The sequence below is a fragment of the Pacificispira sp. genome (assembly GCF_965228185.1).
Classification (GTDB): Bacteria; Pseudomonadota; Alphaproteobacteria; order UBA8366; family Aestuariispiraceae; genus Pacificispira.
The window spans coordinates 694331-718430 of sequence record NZ_CBDDHE010000006.1 but is presented as its reverse complement, the minus strand read 5'-3'; the positions used below and the strand labels follow the sequence as shown (position 1 = coordinate 718430).

18 protein-coding genes and 4 tRNA genes are annotated in these 24100 nt (G+C 62.7%); 17 read left to right on the top strand and 5 right to left on the bottom strand.

All coding sequences use genetic code 11. The features are described from left to right. Window positions 1–3: 3 nt before the first annotated feature. Together ACO06O_RS14100 and arsJ are read left to right on the top strand one after the other, a co-directional pair. Window positions 4–1047 (top strand): ArsJ-associated glyceraldehyde-3-phosphate dehydrogenase, encoded by a 1044-nt coding sequence (locus tag ACO06O_RS14100; RefSeq protein WP_421880846.1) that lies wholly within the window; start codon window positions 4–6, stop codon window positions 1045–1047. Between the two features lie 7 nt (window positions 1048–1054). Next, window positions 1055–2269 (top strand): organoarsenical effux MFS transporter ArsJ, encoded by a 1215-nt coding sequence (gene arsJ / locus ACO06O_RS14095; RefSeq protein WP_421880843.1) that lies wholly within the window; start codon window positions 1055–1057, stop codon window positions 2267–2269. Window positions 2270–2298: 29 nt separating this feature from the next. Here the strand turns inward: arsJ and ACO06O_RS14090 are convergent. After that, a tRNA-Thr gene (locus ACO06O_RS14090) sits at window positions 2299–2374 on the bottom strand. Window positions 2375–2536: 162 nt separating this feature from the next. On the opposite strand from ACO06O_RS14090, the gene ACO06O_RS14085 reads away from it, so the two are divergent. From ACO06O_RS14085 to ACO06O_RS14075, 3 genes are read left to right on the top strand one after another with little or no spacing between them, the layout of a single operon-like run. Continuing rightward, a complete protein-coding gene (locus ACO06O_RS14085) occupies window positions 2537–3298 on the top strand; it encodes a hypothetical protein (protein WP_421880840.1) in 762 nt (253 codons plus the stop codon). Between the two features lie 28 nt (window positions 3299–3326). Then, window positions 3327–4697, top strand: a complete 1371-nt coding sequence (locus tag ACO06O_RS14080; protein ID WP_421880838.1) for a M48 family metalloprotease — start codon at window positions 3327–3329, stop codon at window positions 4695–4697. Between the two features lie 57 nt (window positions 4698–4754). Then, window positions 4755–5333 carry a hypothetical protein gene (locus tag ACO06O_RS14075; protein ID WP_421880835.1) on the top strand — a complete coding sequence of 193 codons (579 nt, stop codon included), beginning with the start codon at window positions 4755–4757 and terminating at the stop codon, window positions 5331–5333. Here ACO06O_RS14075 and rlmB read toward each other — a convergent pair. Beyond that, on the bottom strand, window positions 5330–6160 hold the full coding sequence (rlmB, locus tag ACO06O_RS14070) for a 23S rRNA (guanosine(2251)-2'-O)-methyltransferase RlmB (protein WP_421880832.1): 831 nt from the start codon (window positions 6158–6160) through the stop codon (window positions 5330–5332). The two genes, ACO06O_RS14075 and rlmB, sit on opposite strands and share 4 nt — an antisense overlap. Before the next feature lie 163 nt (window positions 6161–6323). Between rlmB and ACO06O_RS14065 the strand changes: the two genes are divergently transcribed. The 12 genes from ACO06O_RS14065 (at window position 6324) to rpoC (ending at window position 20673) form a co-directional block, all read left to right on the top strand. Next, a tRNA-Tyr gene (locus tag ACO06O_RS14065) sits at window positions 6324–6408 on the top strand. A gap of 87 nt (window positions 6409–6495) precedes the next feature. Beyond that, window positions 6496–6569, top strand: a tRNA-Gly gene (locus ACO06O_RS14060). A gap of 135 nt (window positions 6570–6704) precedes the next feature. After that, entirely contained in the window at window positions 6705–7895 is a 1191-nt protein-coding gene (gene tuf, locus ACO06O_RS14055; protein WP_420419538.1) for an elongation factor Tu, read from the top strand. A gap of 68 nt (window positions 7896–7963) precedes the next feature. Then, window positions 7964–8039 (top strand) — tRNA-Trp (locus ACO06O_RS14050). Window positions 8040–8420: 381 nt separating this feature from the next. After that, on the top strand, window positions 8421–8612 hold the full coding sequence (secE, locus tag ACO06O_RS14045) for a preprotein translocase subunit SecE (RefSeq protein ID WP_420419539.1): 192 nt from the start codon (window positions 8421–8423) through the stop codon (window positions 8610–8612). Window positions 8613–8674: 62 nt separating this feature from the next. Then, window positions 8675–9205, top strand: coding sequence for a transcription termination/antitermination protein NusG (gene nusG, locus ACO06O_RS14040; protein ID WP_420419540.1), 531 nt, complete (start codon window positions 8675–8677; stop codon window positions 9203–9205). A gap of 156 nt (window positions 9206–9361) precedes the next feature. Then, window positions 9362–9793: a 50S ribosomal protein L11 gene (gene rplK, locus ACO06O_RS14035; RefSeq protein WP_420419541.1), complete on the top strand. Its 432-nt coding sequence runs from the start codon at window positions 9362–9364 to the stop codon at window positions 9791–9793. 5 nt (window positions 9794–9798) lie between these two features. Then, a complete protein-coding gene (rplA, locus tag ACO06O_RS14030; protein WP_420419542.1) occupies window positions 9799–10497 on the top strand; it encodes a 50S ribosomal protein L1 in 699 nt (232 codons plus the stop codon). A gap of 336 nt (window positions 10498–10833) precedes the next feature. Beyond that, on the top strand, window positions 10834–11343 hold the full coding sequence (gene rplJ / locus ACO06O_RS14025) for a 50S ribosomal protein L10 (protein ID WP_421880828.1): 510 nt from the start codon (window positions 10834–10836) through the stop codon (window positions 11341–11343). 57 nt (window positions 11344–11400) lie between these two features. Further along, window positions 11401–11784 (top strand): 50S ribosomal protein L7/L12, encoded by a 384-nt coding sequence (gene rplL / locus ACO06O_RS14020; protein ID WP_420419544.1) that lies wholly within the window; start codon window positions 11401–11403, stop codon window positions 11782–11784. A gap of 279 nt (window positions 11785–12063) precedes the next feature. Next, entirely contained in the window at window positions 12064–16242 is a 4179-nt protein-coding gene (rpoB, locus tag ACO06O_RS14015; RefSeq protein WP_421880825.1) for a DNA-directed RNA polymerase subunit beta, read from the top strand. Window positions 16243–16323: 81 nt separating this feature from the next. Then, window positions 16324–20673: a DNA-directed RNA polymerase subunit beta' gene (gene rpoC / locus ACO06O_RS14010; protein ID WP_421880823.1), complete on the top strand. Its 4350-nt coding sequence runs from the start codon at window positions 16324–16326 to the stop codon at window positions 20671–20673. A gap of 69 nt (window positions 20674–20742) precedes the next feature. On the opposite strand, the gene ACO06O_RS14005 is transcribed toward rpoC, so the two are convergent. From ACO06O_RS14005 to ACO06O_RS13995, 3 genes are all read right to left on the bottom strand, one after another. Further along, entirely contained in the window at window positions 20743–21201 is a 459-nt protein-coding gene (locus tag ACO06O_RS14005; protein WP_421880820.1) for a GNAT family N-acetyltransferase, read from the bottom strand. Window positions 21202–21279: 78 nt separating this feature from the next. Further along, window positions 21280–22428, bottom strand: a complete 1149-nt coding sequence (locus ACO06O_RS14000; RefSeq protein WP_421880818.1) for a substrate-binding domain-containing protein — start codon at window positions 22426–22428, stop codon at window positions 21280–21282. A 103-nt stretch (window positions 22429–22531) separates the two neighbouring features. Beyond that, a complete protein-coding gene (locus ACO06O_RS13995; protein ID WP_421880815.1) occupies window positions 22532–23671 on the bottom strand; it encodes an ABC transporter substrate-binding protein in 1140 nt (379 codons plus the stop codon). Window positions 23672–24100 lie beyond the last annotated feature (429 nt).

Here is a 24100-nt window from a genome sequence, read left to right as displayed (position 1 = left end):
ATCATGGCGATTGGTATCAACGGCATGGGCCGAATCGGAAGGCTTGCCATGCGTGCCGCCCTGGGCGGAGTCGCACGCGACCCGTCCGACCCCAAGGCAGGAACCGGTCTGGATGTCGTTCATGTGAACGAGATTTCCGGCGGTGCGGTCACGACCGCGCATCTGCTGGAATTCGACAGCGTCCAGGGCCGCTGGCGCGGCGATCTGAAAACCCTGTCCGATGACGCTATCGCCGTCGGCGGGCGTAAGATCGGCTTCACCGGTGCCGCCGAACCGGGCGATGTGCCCTGGGGCGATCTGGGCTGCGATATCGTCCTGGAATGCACCGGCAAGTTCCGCAAACGCGACCAGTTGCAGGCCTATCTGGACCGCGGCGTGAAACGGGTGATCGTGGCCGCGCCGGTCAAGGACCCGGATGTCCTGAATATCGTCATGGGGGTCAATGACGACCGCTACGACAGGGACCGGCATCGGATCGTGACGGCGGCGTCCTGCACGACCAACTGTCTGGCCCCGGTGGTGAAGGTCGTGCACGAAGCGATCGGCATCCGCCACGGTCAGATCACCACCATTCACGATCCGACCAACACCAATGTCGTGACCGACGCGCCGCATAAGGATCTGCGCCGTGCGCGCTCGGCCATGCTGTCGCTGCAGCCGACGACGACGGGCAGCGCCACCGCGATCGGGCTGATCTTCCCGGAACTGGTGGGCAAGTTGAACGGTCATGCCGTGCGGGCCCCGGTCCTGAATGCCAGCCTGACCGATTGCGTGTTCGAACTGACCCGAGAAACCTCGGCCGAGGAGGTGAACGCCCTGTTCGACACGGCCGCGGCCGGTCCTCTGGCCGGAATTCTCGGCATCGAACACCGGCCATTGGTTTCGGCGGATTATGCCCGCGACAGCCGCAGCGCCATCGTCGACGGGTTGAGCACGATGGTGACCGACGGGACGCTGCTGAAAATCTATGCCTGGTACGACAACGAACTGGGCTATGCCTGCCGCATGGTCGACCTGGCCAACAAGCTGATCGCCGACGGTCTGTGATCACGCGATGCGCAATTACCTGATCGTCACGGCCTCCTATTGGGGGTTTACGCTGACCGACGGGGCGTTGCGCATGCTCGTCCTGCTGCATTTCTACCGGCTGGGCTATTCGCCCTTCACGCTCGCCTTCCTGTTCCTGCTGTACGAGGCGGCGGGGATTTTCGCCAATCTTGGCGGCGGGTGGCTGGCGGCGCGCTTCGGCATCAGGCGTATGCTCGGGTTGGGTCTGGCGCTTCAGATCGTCGGACTGTTGTTTCTGTCGGCGCTCGACCCGGACTGGGGCGCGACCTTGTCCGTCATCTGGGTCGTCGCGGCGCAGGGTCTAGCGGGAATCGCCAAGGACATCACCAAGACGGCATCGAAATCGGCGATCAAGATCACCTCGGTCGATGGCAACAGCCAACTGTTTCGCTGGGTCGCCTGGTTCACCGGGTCGAAGAACGCAACCAAGGGCCTGGGCTTCTTCGTCGGCGGCCTGTTGCTCGACGCGGCCGGGTTCGAGCCTGCCCTCTGGGGCATGGCGGCGATGCTGGCGGTCATCCTGATCGCCTGCCTCGCGGCATTGCCGCCCGGCCTCGGGGTCAGCGCCTCGTCGAAATCGATGAAGGAACTCTTCGCCAAGTCGCCGGGGGTGAACATTCTGGCTGCCGCGCGGGTCTTCATGTTCGGGGCGCGGGACGTATGGTTCGTCGTCGGCCTGCCGGTCTTCCTTTATGCGTCGGGCTGGGATTTCTGGGCGGTCGGCGGATTTCTGGCTGCCTGGACGATTGCCTATGGCGGTATTCAGGCGGTCGCCCCCGCCCTGGTCACGCGCAGCCCCGACGGGCTCAGCCGCGAGGTTCCTGCCGCCCGGCTCTGGGGCCTCGCTCTGGCAGTGATCCCGGCACTGCTGCTCGCGGCGCTCAGTGCCCCTGCCGCACTGCCTGTCGCGGTCGAAAGCGTGGTGCTGGCCGGGCTGATGGTGTTCGGGGTGGCCTTTGCCGTGAACTCCTCGCTGCATTCCTATCTGATCCTGGCCTATGCCGGATCGAAGAAGGCGGCGGAGGATGTCGGCTTCTATTACGCCGCCAACGCGGCCGGGCGGCTGATGGGAACCCTGCTATCCGGGCTTTTGTATCAGGTCACCGGGCTGTCCGGCTGCATCGCGGGATCGTTGATCATGCTGGTCCTCTGCGCGGCGATCACCTTCGCCCTGCCCCGGGACGCAAAGTCAGCGGGCTAGAGGGCAATCGTTCGATTGTCGGGGAAAGGTGGTGCCGGATGCAGGGATCGAACCCGCGACCTTCGGTTTACAAAACCGCTGCTCTACCAGCTGAGCTAATCCGGCTGCTCTGATCGAGTGGCCGCTCTTCTACGGTGGTTTCGGGACCCTGTCAAAGTACCAGAGATGTGGAATGCAATCCGGGCGGTTTTCCGTTGGCACGCCTTGGTCTTGTGACTATGAATCCGAGTGGGGAATAGGATTGTTCTAGTGAGATTGGGGGTGGGTATGGATGCGTTTCGAGGCGTTGCGCGCCTTTCCGCGATGATCGCCGTCGCCCTGGTGGTGGCCGCTTGCCAGACCACCAGCATGAACCGGACCGATACCCTGACGACGCTGGAAGACGATGTCACGGTGATCGTCATGCCGGCGAATGTGCAATTGGTCGAACTGACGGCGGGCGGTCTTGAAGAACCGAATGCCCAGTGGACGGCGGATGCCACGGGATACATCCACGAAAGCCTGAAAAGCAGCTTTGATGACTTGGGCCTGACCTATCAGGTGTTGGACCTCGACACCTTGTCGGAACAGGAGCGGTTGCAAGAAGAAGAACTGGGTAAGCTGCATCGCGCGGTCGGCGCATCCATCATCGTGCACCGCTTCCTTCAGGTGATCCAGGTGCGCGGCAGCGTCCTGGTTCAGCCGAAGCTTCCCGTCATGGGGGATAAGTTCGACTTCAGCCTGGGCGACCAGGTCTCGGTGATCCGGGACCATAGCGGCGCCGACTATGCCCTCTTCCTCTTCGTGAAGGATCAATATTCCAGCGCCGGCCGGGTCGCGCTGAATGTCGTTGCCGCCCTGTTGGGGGCACCGGTTCGGGGCGGTACCCAGGTCGGTTACGCCTCTCTGGTCGACCTCAGGAACGGCGAGCTGGTATGGTTCAATCTTCTGGCGCGGCAGACGGGCGATCTGCGCAAGGCCGAAACGGCGCCGGAAACGGTTGCCGAACTGCTGAGCAATTTCCCGTCGAAGACGACGACCGCCCAGTAATGCCGACCGAACCGCCGGCCAATATGCAATGACTTGGACCGACCCATTCCGATCGTGGAGATCGCCGACCAACCTTCCCGCCGCCTTTGTGCGGGCGGCCGGCGTTCTGTGCCTGACGGCCTGTGTCGCGACGGGCGGCGGCAAATCCGAAACCACGCCGATCGCCGAGGGTCAGATTGTCGAGGCCGGTGACGGCTCCGTATCGCCAGGTGTCGTGGATGTCACGCCGGAAGGCACCGATTCCGCCCTTTATGTCGAACCCTTGCCGTTGCGGCCCATCCCGGCGGATATCGATATCGGGGAGCGTCCTAGCCTGGAGACCGACGAAGCCGGGTTGTGGATGCAGATGGATCGGGCGGAACGGCAGCTTGCCACGTCCGGCAAGAGAATCCGCGACCCGGAGTTGGAATCCTATATCACCCGGATCGTCTGCGATCTGGCCGACCAGTATTGCGGCGATGTTCGCGTCTATCTGGTTCGCACGCCGATCTTCAACGCCACGATGGCCCCGAACGGCGTGATGCAGGTTTGGAGCGGATTGCTGTTGCGTGCGCAGGATGAGGCGCAGCTTGCCGCGGTTCTCGGCCACGAGATTGCGCATTATCTGCGGCGGCATTCGATCAAGCGGTTCCGGGACGTCCGGTCGAAACTGACCGGACTGGCCGTGTTCCGGATCGCCGCCGCCGTCTTCGGCGTGGCGCCCGTGGGCGACGTCGCCGCGCTGGGGATGATGGGATCGATTCAGTCCTATAGCCGCGATCATGAGCGCGAGAGCGATTTCATGGGCCAGAACCTTATGGTCGAGAGCGGCTATGATCCGATGGCCGCGTCCGAGCTCTGGGCCCAGCTGAACCGCGAGCGCGCCCGGATGGAAGAGATCGACCCGGACAAGAAGTCGCCCCGTTCCGTCTTCTTCGCCAGTCACCCGCCCAGCGAGGAGCGGGAGGAGAACCTGCGCCTGCGGGCCGAGGCCTTCGCGCAGAGCGGGGTGGAGGGACGGCGCGGCCGCGAGGACTACATCGCCGCCCTGGGCGAATGGCGCGAAGTCTTTCTGCGCGACGAGTTGGAACTCGGCGAACACGCTCAGTCCGAGGCGCTGTTGGAAATCCTGGTCGACTCAAGACCGGAAGACGGCGCCCTGCGATACTTCCAGGGCGAACTCTACCGTGCCCGGTCGCAAGACGGCGACGCCGACCGTGCGCTGGCCGCCTATGCGGAGGCTGCGGAGCTTGGATATGCGGAGGCAGGTCTGTATCGCGGATGGGGCCTGACCGCCTTGAAGAACGGCGATAACGCGGCCGGAATCGCGGCTTTGAAAACCTATCTCGATCTGGCGCCGGAGGCACCGGATGCCGGGATGATCCGGTTCATGATCGGGAGTGCCGACGCGACGTCATGATCGCGCCCGGCTTCGTGCCGGGACCGTCATGCGAGTTGGGAAATGGAGGGGGTGAGAATGAAGAAGATTGTTTTGTCGCTGGGCCTGACGGCTCTCTTGCTGATGGCGGGATGTGCCAAGCAATTCGTACAGGTCGATCCCAGCACGCAGCAATTCGGCCCGGTATCCTTCACCACCGCTCAGCCCTGGAACAAGGTGGATATCAATGCCGATCATTCGATGTGGACGGTGGATGGCCTGACCCTGAACACCCTGGAACTGACGGGGAATGTCGGAAAGGGGGACCGCCTTTTCGGCAGCGCGAAGACGATCAAGGGCCCGCAATTCGACCCGTCCATGAGCCTGCCCGAACAATCGGAATTCCTGCTGGCGTCGCTGCGCGCGGACGGGTTGCCGAATGCCGAAATCTTTGGGTTGGAAGCCTTCCGGATCGGTGAGATCGACGCCTTCACGGTCTATTTCGGCGGCGAGAATGAGGACGGTTTGGATACGCTCGGCCTCGCGGTGGGTTTCGTTCACGACGCGGCATTCCATGCCATCGTCTACCGGGCGGCCAGCGAACATTACTATGAAAAGCTGCTGCCGGAAGTCACCGGGATCATCGAAAGCCTGAAGTCGAACGAAGTGGCTACCTAATCGCGCTGGGTGGTGGCGGCATAGAGGGCCACCGCGGCCGCGTTGGAGACGTTGAGCGAGCCGACGGCATTGGGCGCCATGGCGATCCGCACGATCCCGTCGCAGGCCTCCCGGGTCAGGCGGCGCATACCGTCGCCCTCGGCCCCGAGGATCAGGGCGATCGGGCGGTCCTGCGGCAGGGCGGACAGGGTCTCTTCCGCCTCGCCCGCTAGGCCCACGACCCAGTATCCCAACTGCTTCATTTCCTCCAGCGCGCGCGCCAGGTTGCCGACCCGCACAAAGGGGACGCTCTCCAGCGCCCCGGATGCGGTCTTGGCCAGGGCCGCGGTCTCCGGCGGGGCGTGTCGGTCCTGAACCACCACGGCGGCCGCCCCGAACACGGCGGCGGACCGCAGGATGGCGCCGACATTGCGCGGATCTGTGACCTGATCGAGCACCAGAAGCGGCTTGCCGGCCGCCGGATCGGGCAGGTCGGTCAGAGCCGGCGGTTCCAGCGGCAGGACCTCCAGCGCAAGGCCCTGATGGACGCTGTCCGGTCCGGCCAGGCGGTCGATATCGTCGCGGCTGCCTTCCTCGATCGCAATGCCGCGGCGCGCGGCGGCGGCGGCGACGGTCTCGGCGGCTTGGGCGGTGGCGATCAGGCGACCGCAGCGGCGCTCCGGATTGGCCAGCGCGGCGGCCACGGAATGGGCGCCGGTCAGCCAATAGCGATTGCCGCCCGCGCCGGACGCTCCGCCGCCTCGCGGCGGGCGCGGCGCGTCCTTCTGCGGACGGCCCTTCTGGCGGTTCTGACCCTTGGGCGGGCGGGATTTGTTCGACCGGTTCATGACCGCGTCATACGCCGCCCGCGCGGGTGCGGCAAGCGGTCCGTCGATTTCGGGCCGCGAGTGGCAATTGAGGGTGCGAATTCCGCAACTTGCCCGTTGACAAGGACCGGACGGAACTCTAAACCCCGTCCCGCCGTGCGGAGCGGCGCAGTCGGTGTTATCTGGAGGGATGCCCGAGTGGTTAAAGGGGACGGACTGTAAATCCGTTGGCTTAGCCTACGTTGGTTCGAATCCAACTCCCTCCACCATCGACGCCGAGGCGCTCTCCGGGTCCGGCCGAAGCATCGCGAAGCGGTCGATCCGGCGGGCCGGACCGGGCGCTTCGAGTATGTTTTGCGGGTGTAGCTTAATGGTAAAGCTCCAGCCTTCCAAGCTGGCTACGTGGGTTCGATTCCCATCACCCGCTCCAGGTTGACGGCCAGATCCGGCCACGCGCACGGGATCGGATGGCCGAAGTGGTTCGAGATGGTGCGGTCCGTTGCCGGGCGCACGCTGTGTGAAACGAGCGATCCTGAGTGACGCGAACGTAGGGAAGCGGAAAAAGATGGCGAAGGAAAAGTTCGAGCGTACGAAACCGCACTGCAACATTGGCACGATTGGCCACGTTGACCATGGCAAGACGACGCTGACGGCGGCGATCACGAAGACGCTTGCGGAGACGGGCGGCGCGACGTTCATGGACTACGCGAACATCGACAAGGCTCCGGAAGAGAAGGCGCGCGGTATCACGATCAACACGGCGCACGTTGAGTATCAGACGGACGCGCGTCACTACGCGCATGTCGACTGCCCCGGCCACGCTGACTATGTGAAGAACATGATCACGGGCGCGGCACAGATGGACGGCGCGATCCTGGTTGTGAACGCGGCGGACGGCCCGATGCCGCAGACGCGCGAGCACATTCTTCTGGCGCGTCAGGTTGGCGTTCCGGCGATTGTGGTTTTCCTGAACAAGGTTGACCAGGTTGACGACGAAGAGCTGCTGGAGCTGGTCGAGATGGAAGTGCGCGAGCTGCTGAGCTCGTACGACTTCCCGGGCGACGACATTCCGATCGTTGCGGGTTCGGCGCTGGCCGCTCTGGAAGGCCGCGACGACAATATCGGCAAGGAGAAGATCCTTGAGCTGATGGCGGAAGTCGACCGTTACATCCCGCAGCCGGAGCGTCCGAAGGACCGTCCGTTCCTGATGCCGATCGAAGACGTGTTCTCGATCTCGGGTCGTGGCACGGTTGTGACGGGTCGCGTTGAGCAGGGTATCGTGAAGGTCGGTGAGGAAATCGAGATTGTCGGTATCCGCACGACGCAGAAGACGACGGTGACGGGCGTTGAGATGTTCCGCAAGCTGCTGGACAGCGGGGAAGCGGGCGACAACATCGGCGCGCTGCTGCGCGGCATCGGCCGTGACGACGTTGAGCGCGGTCAGGTTCTGGCGAAGCCGGGCTCGATCACGCCGCACACGAAGTTCAAGGGCGAAGCCTACATTCTGACGAAGGAAGAAGGCGGTCGTCATACCCCGTTCTTCACCAACTACCGTCCGCAGTTCTACTTCCGCACGACGGATGTGACGGGCACGGTGACGCTGCCGGAAGGCACGGAAATGGTGATGCCGGGCGACAACATTTCGATGGATGTCGAGCTGATCGCCCCGATCGCGATGGACGAAGGCCTGCGCTTCGCCATCCGTGAAGGCGGCCGCACCGTCGGTGCCGGCGTCGTCGCCTCCATCATCGAGTAAGGTTTTCGGAAGGGCCGGGGCGGCCCGTCGGGCGGTGCCCGGCCCTTCCAAGAGTTCGCGTACCGTGTAGGGGTATAGCTCAGTTGGTAGAGCGACGGTCTCCAAAACCGTAGGTCCAGGGTTCGAATCCTTGTGCCCCTGCCAGTTTCTCTCCGGGTCTCAAGCGCTTTGCAGTGCGGTTCCCGGGGGCCGAAAGAGCATTCAGATCTGCGACGCGTTTGCCGAACAGCCGCCAGGCGAAAGGGCAAACGCGCGCAAGTTTTTTATGCCGATTTTCGGTTTTTTTCGCGTGGGGTGTTGTGCTTAGGCCCTGAAAGGCTTAGCCACGCCGGTTTCACGCGGCGTCGCTCCAGCGGATTGATCGGGGCGCGACACCGCGTTTTCCGTCTTGTCGGGCGCTTGGCTGCTGCCAGGGCGACCGGAAAAGGGCGGAAAACCGCCGGGTTCAGCCCGGTACAGTCACAGTGAAGCGGTTCGGTGGGTTTGTCCATACCGCGGTGCTTTTTAAGGAGTGAACGAAGGATCATGGCGAAGACCAGTCCCGCGCAGTTCGTCCGACAGGTTCGGCAGGAAGCCAGCAAGGTCACCTGGCCGACCCGGAAAGAAACGGGGATCGCGACCCTGATGGTGTTCATCATGGTGACGATCATGGCGGTCTTTTTCCTCGCGGTGGACGGAATCATCGCCTGGTTGGTCCAGCTCATTCTGGGGCGCTAATCCCGCTTAGGTCCGGTCCGCACAAGGGTTGCGGGCCGCAAGTACGAACGATGAGGTAGGTCGTGGCGAAACGCTGGTACGTAGTGCACGTGTTCTCTGGCTCCGAGAAAAAGGTAGCCGAGTCGATCATGGAACAGGTGCAGGCCCAAGGGCTGGAGGAGATGGTCGAGACGGTGGAGGTTCCGACCGAAACCGTCGTCGAGATGCGGCGCGGCAAGAAGGTGAATGCCGAGCGCAAATTCTTCCCGGGCTACGTCCTGGTGAATTGCGAAATGAACGACGTGACCTGGCACCTGGTGAGCAACACCGCCAAGGTCACGGGCTTCCTGGGAACCGGCAAACGTCCGTCGCCGATCTCGGAAAAGGAAGCGCAGCGCATCCTCGATCAGGTTCAGGAAGGCGTGGAGCGGCCGAAGCCCTCCATCACCTTCGATATCGGCGAGCAGGTGCGCGTCAGCGACGGGCCCTTCACCTCCTTCAACGGCACGGTCGAAGAAGTGGATGAGGAGAAGGCACGGCTCAAGGTTACGGTGTCGATCTTCGGTCGCGCGACACCGGTCGAGCTCGAATATTCTCAGGTCGAAAAGCTCTGAGGATCGGGTTCGCGATTTAAGCGATCGGAAAACGTCGCGGCAGGCCAGTCCCGGACAAGTCCACCGGGAGCCGTTTGAACCGCGGCGCGACCTTATCCGCCGGCAGGCAGCCCCGATGGGGCGGTCCGGCGGGAACGACGAAAAGGAAGGTTTGAAATGGCGAAGAAAAAGATTGCGGGCTACATCAAGCTCGAAATCAAGGCGGGGCAAGCGAACCCGTCCCCGCCCGTCGGCCCGGCCCTGGGTCAGCGCGGCATCAACATTATGGAATTCTGCAAGGCCTTCAACGCGGCGACGCAGTCGATGGAGCCGGGCACGCCGACTCCGGTCGTCATCACCGCCTATGAAGACCGCAGCTTCACCTTCGTGACGAAGACGCCGCCGGCGTCCTACTTCCTGAAGAAGGCTGCGAAGGTGCCGAAGGGTTCCGCCACGCCGAACAAGGAAAAGGTCGGCTCGGTCACGCTCGCCCAGGTGCGCGAGATCGCGGAAGCCAAGCTGCAAGACATGAATGCGGTGACTGTGGAAGCTGCGATGGAGTCCATTAAGGGCTCGGCGCGCGCCATGGGCATCACGGTGACGGAGTAAGCGTCATGGCGAAACTGGGTAAACGACTGAAGGGCGCCTACGAAGGCATCGACCGTACGAAGCTGTACGCGGTGGAAGAGGCGATCAATCTTCTGAAGGGCACCGGCGCGAAATTCGACGAATCCGTCGAAATCGCGTTGAATCTGGGCATCGATCCGCGTCATGCGGACCAGCAGGTGCGCGGCGCCTGCGCGCTGCCGCATGGCACGGGCAAGTCGGTTCGCGTGGCGGTCTTCGCCCGCGGCGACAAGGCCGATGAAGCCAAGGCGGCGGGTGCCGATTTCGTCGGTGCCGAAGACCTGATGGAACAGGTCCAGGGCGGCATGATGGATTTCGATCGCGTCGTGGCCTCTCCGGACATGATGGCCATCGTCGGCCGTCTGGGTAAGGTTCTGGGTCCGCGCGGCCTGATGCCGAACCCGAAGCTGGGTACCGTGACGCCGAACGTTGCCGACGCGGTCAAGAACGCGAAGGCCGGTGAAGTTCAGTTCCGTGCCGAAAAGGCCGGGATCGTCCATGCCGGTATCGGCAAGGCGAGCTTCTCTGCCGAACAGTTGGCCGAGAATGTCCGCGCCTTCGTGACCGCGATCCAGGCGGCGAAGCCGTCGGGCGCCAAGGGCACGTATATCAAGCGTGTATCGATTTCGTCGACCATGGGGCCGGGCATCAAGCTCGACCTGGCGTCGGCGCAGCCGCAGGCCTAAGGGCCCAAGGCAAGGGTTTCCGGTGCGGCTTCGGCCGTGCCGGAGAACCGCGTGTTCCGGTTCGCCGGATTATCGCGGGTACCTGTCCGAGATTGACGGTGGCCGGCCCGGTTCTCCGGTTCGGCTTTAAGCGGGGCACCGGCCGTCATGAGATAGGTAGGACTGGAATGCAGACGGAGTTCGCAACAGGTCGACTGTCGGCCCGCTCGATCGCCGTTTCCATCCTCCCGGGCAGGAAGTGGGTCCGCCCTTGAAAAGGCGGGCTTTGTTGAAACCGGTTCCGACCGACCCGAAACATCAATGGGGCGGAAAGAACCACAACAGCGGAGACGATCAGTGGACCGATCGAAAAAGGAAGCCCTGGTCGCCGAGCTGCGCGAGACCTTTGAAACCTCGAGCCTGGTGGTTGTTACCAGCCAGTCCGGCATGACGGTTTCGGAAGTCTCGGACCTTCGGCAAAAGATGCGCGATGCGGGTGCTGGTTACAAAGTGACCAAGAACACGCTCGTGAAGCTGGCGCTGAAGGGAACGAAGTTCGAGCACCTGGACGAGGTGTTCACGGGTCCGACGGCGATCGCCTTCTCCAAGGATCCGGTTGCGGCTGCCAAAGTGGTGACCGACTACCGGAAATCCAACGAGAAGATCTCGGTCGTCGCGGGGGGTCTGGACGGCTCCGGGCTGGATGCCGCTCAAGTCGATGCGCTGGCGAAGCTGCCGTCGCTCGATGAGCTGCGTGCCAAGCTCGTAGGCGTGATCCAGGCTCCGGCCACCAAGGTCGCTGGCGTGCTTCAAGCGCCGGCCGGTCAGTTGGCCCGCGTGTTCGCTGCGTACGGAAGCTCGAATTGAGGTGCGGCTCGGGACAAGCACGAGTCCAAACAATCTGCCTGAATGGAGTGATGAGAAATGGCTGATCTTGAGAAACTGGCCGAAGAGCTCTCGAACCTGACCGTCATCGAGGCGGCTGAGCTCTCGAAAATGTTGGAAGAAAAATGGGGCGTTTCCGCCGCGGCTCCGGTCGCTGTGGCTGCTGCTCCGGGTGCCGGTGGCGGCGACGCCGCTCCGGCTGCCGAAGAAAAGGACTCCTTCGACGTCGTTCTTGCCGCCGCCGGCGACAAGAAGATCAACGTCATCAAGGAAGTCCGCGCGATTACGGGCCTCGGCCTGAAGGAAGCCAAGGACCTGGTCGAAGGTGCGCCGAAAGCCGTTAAGGAAGGCGTTGCCAAGGACGAGGCCGAAGCTCTGAAGAAGAAGCTCGAGGAAGCCGGCGCGACCGTCGAGCTGAAGTAATCGGCTTTACGTCGAGGACGGGACCGCGAGGCCATACGGTCGAAACGGTTCCGTCCCGACGGCGTTTTGAAGAGGGGCGAAGCCGGCAGTCGGCTCCGTCCCTCGACGCGCCTCCGATCCCCGGCATGCCGGGAGTCGCGGGGCGATCCCGCTCCGGTCGCGGCGCATTCGGCGTCCGACTTGGATCGGTTGCAGATGGCGAAACCCGTTTCGATCGGCCGTGCAACGCGGCCACGGGCGAGATGGGCGGCGCGAAACAGATGAAGGATGAGGAACGAGATGGCGATGTCGTTCACCGGTCGGAAGCGTATCCGCAGAAGCTTCGGGCGTCTTGCGGAAGTGGCGCAAATGCCCAACCTGATCGAAGTTCAGAAGACCTCCTACGATGCCTTTTTGCAGACCGGAATCCCGATGGACCAACGGGAAAAAGCCGGCCTTCAGGAAGTGTTCAGCAGCGTCTTCCCGATCAAAGACTTCTCTGACCGGAGCCGTCTGGAATTCGTCCGTTATGAGTTGGAACGTCCGAAATACGACGTCGAGGAATGCCGTCAGCGCGGCCTGACCTATACCGCGCAGCTGAAAGTGTCGCTGCGCCTGGTGGTCTGGGACGTGGACGAGGAAACCGGTTCCCGCTCGCTGCGCGACATTAAGGAGCAGGAAGTCTACATGGGCGATATTCCGCTCATGACCGAACACGGCACCTTCATCGTCAACGGGACCGAACGCGTGATCGTCTCGCAGATGCACCGCTCGCCGGGTGTGTTCTTCGATCACGACAAGGGCAAGACCCATTCGTCGGGCAAGTATCTCTTCGCCGCGCGGGTCATTCCCTATCGCGGCTCCTGGCTCGATTTCGAATTCGATGCCAAGGACCTGGTCTATGTCCGTATCGACCGCCGCCGGAAGCTGCCGGCGACGACGCTGCTGCTGGCGCTCGACAATGCCGAGACCGCTGCCAAGCGCGAAGAGCTGGCCCTCGAAGGCGAACAGCTGGATCCGGGTCTGGCCCAGGGCATGTCCAAGGAAGACATCCTCGGCGCCTTCTATGAGAAAATCACATACACGCTGACCAAGAGCGGCTGGAAGACGCCGTTCGACGCCGAGCGTCTGCGCGGTCAGAAGCTGACCCACGACCTGATCGACGCCAAGTCCGGCGAAGTGATCGTCGAGGCGGAAAGCAAGATTACCCCGCGCCTGATCCGCAAGCTGGCCGATGCCGGCGTGAAGGACGTGCTGGCCCGCCAGGACGACCTGATCGGCCGTTTCGTCGCCGAGGATCTGATCGACGAAAAGTCCGGCCTGGTCATCGTCGAAGCCGGCGACGAGCTGACGGAAGAAAATCTGCAGCAGCTGGTCGACAACGGTATCGTCGACCTGCCGACGCTGTATATCGACCGTGTCAATGTCGGCCCCTGGATTCGCAACACCCTGGCCGCCGACAAGAACGCCAGCCGCGAAGACGCGCTGATCGACATCTACCGTGTCATGCGTCCGGGCGAACCGCCGACGCTGGAAACGGCCGAAGCGCTGTTCCGCAGCCTGTTCTTCGATTCGGAGCGCTATGACCTGTCCGCCGTCGGCCGGGTGAAGATGAATTCCCGCCTGGGCTTCGAACTGGATTCGGTTCCGGACACGACCCGGACGCTGCGCCGCGAAGACATCCTGTCGATCCTGAAGGTTCTGGTCGAACTGAAGGACGGCAAGGGCGAAATCGACGACATCGACCACCTGGGCAACCGCCGGGTGCGTTCGGTCGGCGAGCTGATGGAGAACCAGTACCGCATCGGCCTCTTGCGCATGGAGCGCGCGATCCGCGAGCGCATGAGCTCGGTCGATATCGACAGCGTCATGCCGCACGACTTGATCAACGCCAAGCCGGCGGCCGCGGCGGTGCGCGAATTCTTCGGCTCCTCGCAGCTGTCGCAGTTCATGGACCAGACCAACCCGCTGTCGGAAGTGACGCATAAGCGGCGCCTGTCGGCCCTCGGCCCGGGCGGTCTGACCCGCGAACGCGCCGGGTTCGAAGTCCGCGACGTGCACCCGACCCATTATGGCCGTATCTGCCCGATCGAGACGCCGGAAGGCCCGAATATCGGTCTGATCAACTCGCTGGCCACCTATGCCCGCGTCAACAAGTACGGCTTCATCGAAACGCCGTACCGCAAGGTTTCCGAAGGCCGGGTCACCGACGAGGTGATCTACATGTCGGCCATGGAAGAAACCCGCTACACGGTGGCGCAGGCCAACTCGCCGGTCGACGAGCAGGGCAACCTGGTCGAAGACCTGGTGCAGTGCCGTGCGCGCGGCGACTACATGGTCGCCCGGCCGCAGGATGTGGATCTGATGGACGTGTCGCCGCGCCAGCTGGTGTCGGTCGCCGCGGCCCTGATCCCGTTCCTGGAAAACGATGACGCCAACCGCGCTCTCATGGGCTCGAACATGCAGCGTCAGGCGGTGCCGCTCCTGCAGGCCTCTGCGCCGCTGGTCGGGACCGGGATGGAAGCGCGGGTCGCGAAAGACTCGGGCGTCGCGATCGTCGCCAAGCATGACGGCATCATCGACCAGGTCGACGCGACCCGCATCGTCGTGCGCCGCAGCGATACCGAAGCCGCCCGCGAAAGCTCGGTCGATATCTACAACCTGCTGAAGTTCCAGCGCTCGAACCAGTCGACCTGCATCACGCAGCGCCCATTGGTGAAAGTCGGGGACGAGGTCAAAGCCGGCGACATCATCGGTGACGGTCCGTCGACGGATTTGGGCGAGTTGGCGCTCGGTCGGAACGTGCTGGTCGCGTTCATGCCGTGGAACGGCTACAACTTCGAAGATTCGATCCTGATTTCCGAACGGATCGTGCGCGATGACGTCTTTACCTCGATCCATATCGAGGAATTCGAGGTCATGGCCCGCGATACCAAGCTGGGTCAGGAAGAAATCACCCGCGATATTCCGAATGTCGGCGAAGAGGCTCTGAAGAACCTCGACGAGGCCGGTATCGTCTATATCGGGGCCGAGGTCGAATCCGGCGATATCCTGGTCGGCAAGGTGACGCCGAAGGGCGAATCCCCGATGACCCCGGAAGAGAAGCTGCTGCGCGCCATCTTCGGTGAAAAGGCGTCGGACGTTCGCGATACGTCGCTGCGCATGCCGCCGGGCACGAAGGGCACGATCGTCGAGGTCCGCGTCTTCTCCCGCCGCGGCGTCGACAAGGACGAGCGCGCGCTGGCCATCGAACGGGCGGAAATCGAAAAGCTGGCCAAGGACCGCGACGACGAACGCGGCATCCTGGAGCGCTCCTTCCGCAACCGCTTCCTGGACATGGTCGACGGTCAGAAGATCACGGCCGGGCCGAAGGGCTTCAAGACCGGCGGCAAGGTCGAGCGCGCCGAGCTGGATGAACTGACCACCGGTCAGCTGCGCCAGGTCGCGGTCGACGACGCCACGGTCAACGACGACCTGGACGTGCTGCGCAAGCAATTCGACGAAGCCGTCGCGCGGGTTCAGGCCCGTTTCGACGACAAGGTCGAAAAGGTCCAGGCCGGTGACGAACTGCCCCCGGGCGTGATGAAGATGATCAAGGTCTTCGTCGCGGTGAAGCGTAAGCTGCAGCCGGGCGACAAGATGGCCGGCCGTCACGGGAACAAGGGTGTTATCTCCAAGATCATGCCGGTCGAGGACATGCCCTACCTGGAAGACGGCACGGCGGTCGACATCGTGCTGAACCCGCTGGGTGTTCCGTCGCGTATGAACGTCGGTCAGATTCTGGAAACCCATCTGGGCTGGGCTTGTGCCAGCCTGGGCAACCAGGTCCGCGACGCGCTGGAACAGTACAAGGCCGGCGGCAAGGCGATAGACATGCGCAAGACGCTGGAAGGCGTCTACGAGAAGGCTGACATTGTCTCCGACATCAAATCGATGGACGACGACAGCGTTCTGGAACTGGCCGGTAACCTGACCGGCGGGATCCCGATCGCGACGCCGGTCTTCGACGGCGCCCGCGAGGACGACATCAACCAGATGCTGGAAAAGGCGGGTCTGCAGACCTCCGGCCAGGTTTGGCTGACGGATGGCCGCACGGGTGAAATCTTCGAACGTCCGGTGACGGTGGGCATCATCTACATGCTGAAGCTGCACCACCTGGTCGACGACAAGATCCACGCCCGGTCGATCGGCCCGTACTCGCTGGTCACCCAGCAGCCGCTGGGCGGCAAGGCGCAGTTCGGCGGTCAGCGCTTCGGCGAGATGGAGGTCTGGGCTCTGGAAGCCTATGGCGCCTCCTACACGCTGCAGGAAATGCTGACGGTGAAGTCGGACGACGTTTCCGGCCGTACCAAGACCTACGAAGCGATCGTGCGCGGCGACGACAATTTCGAAGCCGGCATTCCGGAAAGCTTCAACGTTCTGGTCAAGGAACTGCGGTCGCTGGGCCTGAATGTGGAGTTGATCCAGGAGGAAATGTGATCGGGCGTTAAATCTCGCCCGTCCCTTTTCCTCCACCGCTTGACAGCGCCGCTAGACTGACAGGGCGCAAAGGAGAGCAACATGAATGAGTTGATGCAGCTTTTCGGTCAGCCCCAAGGGCTCCAGAGCTTCGACCATATCCAGATCTCGCTGGCCTCGCCCGAGCGGATCCGGTCCTGGTCTTTCGGGGAAATCAAGAAGCCGGAAACGATCAACTACCGGACGTTCAAGCCAGAACGGGATGGCCTGTTCTGTGCCCGCATCTTCGGTCCGATCAAGGATTACGAATGCCTGTGCGGTAAGTACAAGCGCATGAAGTACAAAGGCATCGTCTGCGAAAAGTGCGGTGTCGAAGTCACGCTGTCCAAAGTCCGCCGCGAGCGTATGGGCCATATCGAACTGGCCTCGCCGGTCGCGCATATCTGGTTCCTGAAGTCGCTGCCGAGCCGCATCGGCCTGCTGATGGACATGACGCTGAAGGATCTGGAACGCGTCCTGTATTTCGAGAACTACGTCGTCACGGAACCCGGCCTGACGGATCTGAAGATCCAGTCGCTGATGACCGAGGACGAGTATCTCGACGCCCAGGACAAGTACGGCGAAGACGCCTTCACGGCCGAAATCGGCGCCGAGGCGCTGAAGTCCATGCTGTCGCAGATCGAAGTTGACGAAGCGATCGAGAAGACCCGCGAGGATTTGGCCGAGACCGGCTCGGAAGCCAAGCGCAAGAAGCTGGTCAAGCGCCTGAAGCTGCTGGAAGCCTTCCAGGCCTCCGGTGCGCGCCCGGAATGGATGATCATGGACGTGATCCCGGTCATCCCGCCGGAACTGCGCCCGCTGGTCCCGCTGGATGGCGGCCGTTTCGCGACGTCCGACCTGAACGACCTGTACCGCCGCGTCATCAACCGGAACAACCGTCTGCGCCGGCTGATCGAACTGCGCGCGCCGGACATCATCGTGCGCAACGAAAAGCGCATGCTGCAGGAATCCGTCGACGCCCTGTTCGACAACGGCCGCCGCGGCCGCGTCATCACCGGCGCCAACAAGCGTCCGCTGAAGTCGCTGTCCGACATGCTGAAAGGCAAGCAGGGCCGCTTCCGTCAGAACCTGTTGGGCAAGCGCGTCGACTATTCCGGCCGTTCGGTCATCGTCGTCGGTCCGGAACTGATGCTGCATCAGTGCGGCCTGCCGAAGAAGATGGCGTTGGAACTGTTCAAGCCGTTCATCTATTCGAAGCTGGAAACCTACGGCATGGCCTCGACCATCAAGGCCGCCAAGCGCCTGGTCGAAAAGGAACGCCCGGAAGTCTGGGATATCCTGGAAGAGGTCATCCGTGAGCACCCGGTTCTGCTGAACCGCGCGCCGACGCTGCACCGTCTGGGCATCCAGGCCTTCGAACCGAAGCTGATCGAAGGCAAGGCGATCCAGCTGCACCCGCTGGTTTGCGCGGCGTTTAACGCCGACTTCGACGGCGACCAGATGGCGGTCCATGTTCCGTTGTCGCTGGAAGCCCAGCTCGAAGCGCGCGTGCTGATGATGTCCACGAACAACATCCTGTCGCCGGCCAACGGCAAGCCGATCATCGTGCCGTCGCAGGATATCATTCTGGGCCTGTACTACATCACGCATGAACGCAACGACGCGCCGAGCCCGGTGGTCCATATGGACAGCGTCGAAGCCCTGACGGCGGCCCTGGAGCGCGACGATGTCGTGCTGCGCGACGCCGAAACCGGCGCGTTGCTGAGCGAAAGCGACCCGAAGGTCGGCTTCAAGCTGATCACCGACGGCAAGGCCAAGGCCCATCGTGTTCCGGTCTACGCGACCCTCGCGGAGATGGAACATGCGATGGAAACCAAGGCGATCAGCCTGCACAGCCGGATCAAGTCGATCTATGATACGATCGACGCCGACGGCAATCAGGTGCGCCAGCGCGTGGTCACCACGCCGGGCCGCATGATGCTGGCGCAGATCCTGCCGCGCGATCCGCATCTGCCGTTCAGCCTGATCAACCGCCTGCTGACCAAGAAGGACATCTCCAACCTGATCGACGTGGTCTATCGCCACACCGGTCAGAAAGAGACCGTGATCTTCTGCGACAAGCTGATGGGGCTGGGCTTCGGCTGGGCCTGCCGTGCGGGCATTTCCTTCGGTAAGGACGATCTCTTGGTGCCGGAAGCCAAGACGGCCCTGATCGAAGAAGCCCAGGCGCAGGTCAAGGAATACGAACAGCAGTATCTCGACGGTCTGATCACCCAGCTTGAAAAGTACAACAAGGTGGTGGACCTGTGGTCGGGCACGACCGACAAGGTCGCCGACGAGATGATGAAGATCATGCAGAGCGGCAAGGGCCTGAACTCGGTCTACATGATGGCCCATTCCGGGGCCCGTGGGTCGCCCGCACAGATCAAGCAGCTGGCGGGCATGCGCGGCCTGATGGCCAAGCCGTCGGGTGAGATCATCGAAACGCCGATCATCTCCAACTTCAAGGAGGGCCTGACCGTCCTTGAATACTTCAACTCCACCCACGGTGCCCGTAAGGGTCTGGCGGATACGGCGTTGAAGACCGCGAACTCCGGTTACCTGACGCGCCGTCTGGTTGACGTCGCCCAGGACGCCATCGTGGTGGAAGAGGATTGCGGCACGTCGCATGGTCTGACCATGCGCGCGGTCATCGAAGGCGGCGACGTCATCGAAGGCCTGGCCGAACGGATCCTGGGCCGCTGCACGGCGGAAGACGTGGTCGACCCGCTGAGCGGCGAGATCATCGTCAAGAAGGGCGATCTGATCACCGAACCGGAAGCCGACGCGATCGAAACCGCCGGCATCGTCTCGGTCAAGATCCGCTCGGTCCTGACCTGCGAAACCAAGGTCGGCGTCTGCGGCACCTGCTACGGCCGCGACCTGGCCCGCGGGACCATGGTCAATATCGGCGAAGCCATCGGCGTCATCGCGGCGCAGTCGATCGGTGAGCCGGGTACGCAGCTGACGATGCGGACGTTCCACATCGGCGGGGCGGCCCAGCGCGGTGCCGAACAGAACTCGGTCGAAAGCTCGGTCGACGGCGTGTTGAAGATCAACAACCGCAACGTGGTGACGGACTCCGAAGGCCGCCTGGTCGTCATGGGCCGGAATTGCGAGCTGGTTCTGGTCGACGAACATGGCCGCGAGCGCGCGAAGCACCGTGTGCCTTACGGCGCGCGTCTGCGCATCGACGATGCGGCGCAAGTGGTGAAAGGCCAGACCCTGGCCGAATGGGACCCCTATACGATCCCGATCATCACGGAAACCGAAGGTGTCGCGCACTATGTCGACCTGGTCGAGGGCGTCTCCGTCCGCGACGTCGTCGACGAAGCCACGGGTATCGCGTCGAAAGTCGTCATCGACTGGAAGCAGCAGGCCCAGGGCAACGATCTGCGTCCGCGGATCACGCTGCGCGGCACGGATGGTGAAGTCGTCACCCTGCCGAACGGCATGGAAGCGCGCTACTTCATGTCCGTCGACGCCATCCTGTCGGTCCATAACCAGACCGAAGTGAAGGCCGGCGACGTGCTGGCCCGCATTCCGCGGGAAAGCTCGAAGACGCGCGATATCACCGGGGGTCTGCCGCGAGTGGCCGAACTGTTCGAGGCGCGCAAGCCCAAGGACTTCGCCATCATCGCCGACCAGGACGGCTATATCGAATTCGGCAAGGACTATAAGACCAAGCGCCGGATCGTTATCCGCCCGGCCGACGAGGATAAGGATACGTCCGAGTTCCTGATCCCGAAGGGCAAGCACATCACCGTTCAGGAAGGCGACTTCATCCAGAAGGGTGAAATGCTGATGGACGGCAACCCGGTGCCGCACGACATTCTGGAAGTGCTGGGCGTGGAAGCGCTCGCCGATTATCTCTGCAAGGAGATCCAGGACGTCTATCGTCTGCAGGGCGTGAAGATCAACGATAAGCATATCGAAGTGATCGTCCGTCAGATGCTGCAGAAGGTCGAAGTGATCCATCCGGGCGACAGCTACATGCTGGTCGGGGAGCAGTTGGACCGTTACGAGGTCCAGACGATGAACGAGAAGCTGGAGAAGGACGGCAAGACGCCGATCACGGCGAAGCCGGTGCTGCAGGGCATCACGAAGGCGAGCCTGCAGACCAACTCCTTCATCTCGGCCGCGTCCTTCCAGGAAACCACCCGCGTGCTGACCGAAGCCGCCGTCAACGGCAAGATCGACACGCTGGAAGGCCTGAAGGAAAACGTCATCGTGGGTCGCCTGATCCCGGCTGGTACCGGTTCGGTGATGAAGCGTCTGCGCGGCGTCGCCGTCGGTCGCGACAAGGTGATCCAGGCGGAACGCGCTGCCGCGCAGGCCGCCCTGGAAGCCGAACAGGCCGCCCAGTCCGGTGCGGAGGCGCCCGAAACGGAATCGTCGGACGCCGCCGAGTAAGACCGGCTGTATAGAATTGAAGAAGGGCCCTGATCCGTCGGGGCCCTTTTTCTTTGTTCGCGGTTAACTCTAGCGGCAGTCTCGCGTCATGAAGGCGCTGTGCGGATCGGGACGATACGCGCCGAACGGCCCGGTGGCGACGAAACCGTATTTGGCATAAAGGCCGCGGGCGGGCAGGAAATGGTCGGTCGACCCTGTTTCCAGGCTCAGGCGCTCATAGCCTCTGGAATCGGCGACGCCCAGGATATGCCGCAGAAGCAGATCGGCAACGCCGCGTCCCCGGCTGGCGGCACTGGTATGCATGGATTTGATCTCGCCATGGGTCGGATCGAGCTCCTTTAGCGCGCCGCACCCCAGCAAGCTGTTGCCGTCCCAGACGGTCCAGAAAGTGATTTCCGGCTGACGCAGTTTATCGAGGTCCAGCGCATGGACGCTCTCTTCGGGCGAGATAGAGCGCATCAGATCCAGATGCGCCTCCAGCAGTTTGGCGATTTCCGGCCCGGTCAGGTCGTCTTCGCGAATGTCCAACGGGATGCTCCTTCGAATGGGCGGCGCGGATAGGGGAAATCTAGACTGTGTCCGGCCAAACGGGCAATGGTCGGCGCGTTACTGACCCAATACCGCTTTCAGGTAGCTGTTCACGTTGAAATCGTATTGTTGAAGGGCGGGATTGGCGGCACGGCTGAATCGGCGGAAATCGATGCGATCCCAGGCGCCGGCGATCATGATCCGGCCGACCTGGGCGACGTTCTTCCGATACAGGAAGGAAAAATCCATTGAGTAGTTCAGCCCCAGATCCGCGAAATCGCGCCCCCTGGCATGGTCGTGCGCCAGGATCAGCGCTGCCGCGCCCTGTATGAAATGGCCGCCCGCGACATATTGAACCTTGTTCTGCAGAATCGCCGTCATCATCGGCTCGGTCCAATGAAACGCGCCGATAAACGTATCCGTACCGACCTTGCGATGGGTGTTGCGCAGAACGTTGATGACGCCCAATGCCATATTGTCGTCCGCCACCCACCAGATCGGGGACGATGCGGCATGACGGAAGGCTTTGTACGCCTCCCGATCCGCGACGCGGGTGTCCCAATCGCCGGGAAAGGCGTGCAGCAGTCGCGCATTGCCGATCTTGCTGATGCCGCGTTTCAGTCCGAAGACCCGGACTTGCGATCCGATATCCTGTTCCGGCCCGCTCATCGCGACGATCTCGATCACGCCTTTGGCCCCGGTGGCTTGAACCTCGCGCACCAGAAGATTGCCCAGGCTTTCGCCTGCCGTCGCGGCGTCGGGGACAACTTGGCCCAGCCAGGTCGACACTTTCTCGCGCGGTCCGCCGATCTGTTTGATCTCGTTGCTATGCAGCGGGGCATCGATGGTGATTGTGTTGATCCCGGCGTAATGGGCTGCCTGAAACACCTTGATGGCGACATTGTCGACATTGCGGAAAATGATGTAGTGCGGCTTCACATCCCGCTGCGTCGCCAGGGTAACGTGCTTCAGGGTATAGGCGGCGCTGTGGAAGGCGTTCTGGACCTCCAACTCGACATTCAGATCCGCGGCCGCCGCGCGCATGACATCGGTGACGATGCCCCAATGCTTGTCCTCCGGCGGCGCAGGATTGATGAACAGAATGCGGATCGGGCCCGAGATCGGTGTCTGCGCAGAAGCGCCGGCGGCTAAGGGAAGGGCGAGGGGCGAGACCGTCAATACGGCCAAAACCAGCCCGGCAAACGCCCGTACCAAACTGGCAACCATCCGCTACGATCCTTTGTTCCGCACGCCGACCGGCCGGTTATGCCATGAGCGGACGGGCGCGTCACGACCCTGGCGGAAAACCCAACCGAGGGCGGATTCTGGCCTATTTCATGGCGGCGAGAAAGGTCATCGCGTCGAACTCGTATCTCTGCCAGTTCGGGTTCATCACCCGGCTGAAGACACGAAAATCGATGCTGGAGAAATCATTACGTACCATGCGCTGATAGACGGCTCGGACATTTGATTTGGTCACCAACCCGTGGTCGTGGGTGAAACTGGTACCCTGATCCGCGAAATCTTTCCCGCGCGAATGATCGAACAACAACACGATCGCGGCACCGGCCTCCATAAAATGCCCGCCCAGCACGAATTCGATCTGATTCTCGGCGACGGCCTTCAGCGCCCAGGGGGACCAGTTGAAACAGCCGATCAGGGTGTCGACGCCGGGGATGCGCCGGGTGCGTTCGAACGTATCGAGCGCCCCGAGCGCCATCAGATCATTCGCCACCCAGTATAGCGAGGCTGTCGGTTGTTTCTCGAAAGCGCGGGCCGTGATAGCCCGTGCCTTGATCCGGGACCAGTCCGCCACGGCGCGCATGGTGATGTCGCCGTGATAGTATTCCTCCGCCGCCAGCTTGGCACCGTCCTGACGGTCGATCGCGGCAACATCGCCGACGCTGCCATTCATCACGACCATCTTATAGCGACCGGACGCGCTGACCAATTTCCGCTCATGGGCCGCACGGAACATCATCCGCGCCAAGGAATAGCCGCCGCCGACATTGTCGGTGCGTAGCTCGCCCAGCCATTTCTTGAAATTGACGCGCGGTCCCTTGACCTGGTCCTGCACGCTGTCGGACAGGCGGGTGCCGACCAGGAAGGCGAAGATGCCATTCCGCTCCGCCGCGTTCAGAATATAAGGCGCGGCTCCCTCGTAGTTGTGGAACAGGATATAGTCGGGCTTGTCCTGGGCCCGCGCCGCGACAGCCTTACCGGTCGCCAACAGCCGTTTGGCGTCGTTGAAGGCGTAGTGGACTTCCAAGACAAACCCCAGATCGTCGGCCGCGGCCTGGGCAAAGGCATGGGCGCTCTGCCAGAAAGGTTCCTTGTTGCTGCCGGGGATCAGATAGGCGATCCGCAGGGGCTCGGCCGCCCTTACGATCCCGGGGGCGACGCCCGACACCGGGACAAGATTAAAGAACGCGGTCAAACAGACCGCCAATGGCAGCAAAAGGCGACGCATAGGAACCCCCTCCGAGAAATCCGACACATACAATCCTCGGAAACCGTTCTCGCGCCAAGGGAAAACACCGCCATCACGCACCTGTCCGGAAGTCCCTCCGAACGGCGTCCGGCGGCCTGGTCTGGTCGGGCGTGCGGGAAATCGGGAAAATTCGGCCGAGCGCTGAAATAAAATTGCTCAAACCTGGTGTCATAGAGTTATAATAAAAGACGGAAAGATTCCCAAAAAACCCTGAGAATCGCGCTTGACGCGGGTAGGGTGCGTGAATAGTATCCGCGCGCCTTGGAAAGGGGCTGGCGGTAGGCCCGATCTGGTGATGAACGAGCAATCGGACAGCATCGGACGCTTCGACTGACCGGGGAAGGTTTCGGCCTTCTCTCGCGTGACACCGGAAGCGGTATGAGCCTAAACGCAGCTCAGGCATACCAG

Coding starts and splice junctions, on each gene's coding strand:
- ACO06O_RS14100 (WP_421880846.1), top strand. CDS start 4: ATGGCGATTGGTATCAACGGCATGGGCCGAATCGGAAGGCTTGCCATG.
- arsJ (WP_421880843.1), top strand. CDS start 1,055: ATGCGCAATTACCTGATCGTCACGGCCTCCTATTGGGGGTTTACGCTG.
- ACO06O_RS14085 (WP_421880840.1), top strand. CDS start 2,537: ATGGATGCGTTTCGAGGCGTTGCGCGCCTTTCCGCGATGATCGCCGTC.
- ACO06O_RS14080 (WP_421880838.1), top strand. CDS start 3,327: ATGACTTGGACCGACCCATTCCGATCGTGGAGATCGCCGACCAACCTT.
- ACO06O_RS14075 (WP_421880835.1), top strand. CDS start 4,755: ATGAAGAAGATTGTTTTGTCGCTGGGCCTGACGGCTCTCTTGCTGATG.
- rlmB (WP_421880832.1), bottom strand. CDS start 6,160: ATGAACCGGTCGAACAAATCCCGCCCGCCCAAGGGTCAGAACCGCCAG.
- tuf (WP_420419538.1), top strand. CDS start 6,705: ATGGCGAAGGAAAAGTTCGAGCGTACGAAACCGCACTGCAACATTGGC.
- secE (WP_420419539.1), top strand. CDS start 8,421: ATGGCGAAGACCAGTCCCGCGCAGTTCGTCCGACAGGTTCGGCAGGAA.
- rplK (WP_420419541.1), top strand. CDS start 9,362: ATGGCGAAGAAAAAGATTGCGGGCTACATCAAGCTCGAAATCAAGGCG.
- rplA (WP_420419542.1), top strand. CDS start 9,799: ATGGCGAAACTGGGTAAACGACTGAAGGGCGCCTACGAAGGCATCGAC.
- rplL (WP_420419544.1), top strand. CDS start 11,401: ATGGCTGATCTTGAGAAACTGGCCGAAGAGCTCTCGAACCTGACCGTC.
- rpoB (WP_421880825.1), top strand. CDS start 12,064: ATGGCGATGTCGTTCACCGGTCGGAAGCGTATCCGCAGAAGCTTCGGG.
- rpoC (WP_421880823.1), top strand. CDS start 16,324: ATGAATGAGTTGATGCAGCTTTTCGGTCAGCCCCAAGGGCTCCAGAGC.
- ACO06O_RS14000 (WP_421880818.1), bottom strand. CDS start 22,428: ATGGTTGCCAGTTTGGTACGGGCGTTTGCCGGGCTGGTTTTGGCCGTA.
- ACO06O_RS13995 (WP_421880815.1), bottom strand. CDS start 23,671: ATGCGTCGCCTTTTGCTGCCATTGGCGGTCTGTTTGACCGCGTTCTTT.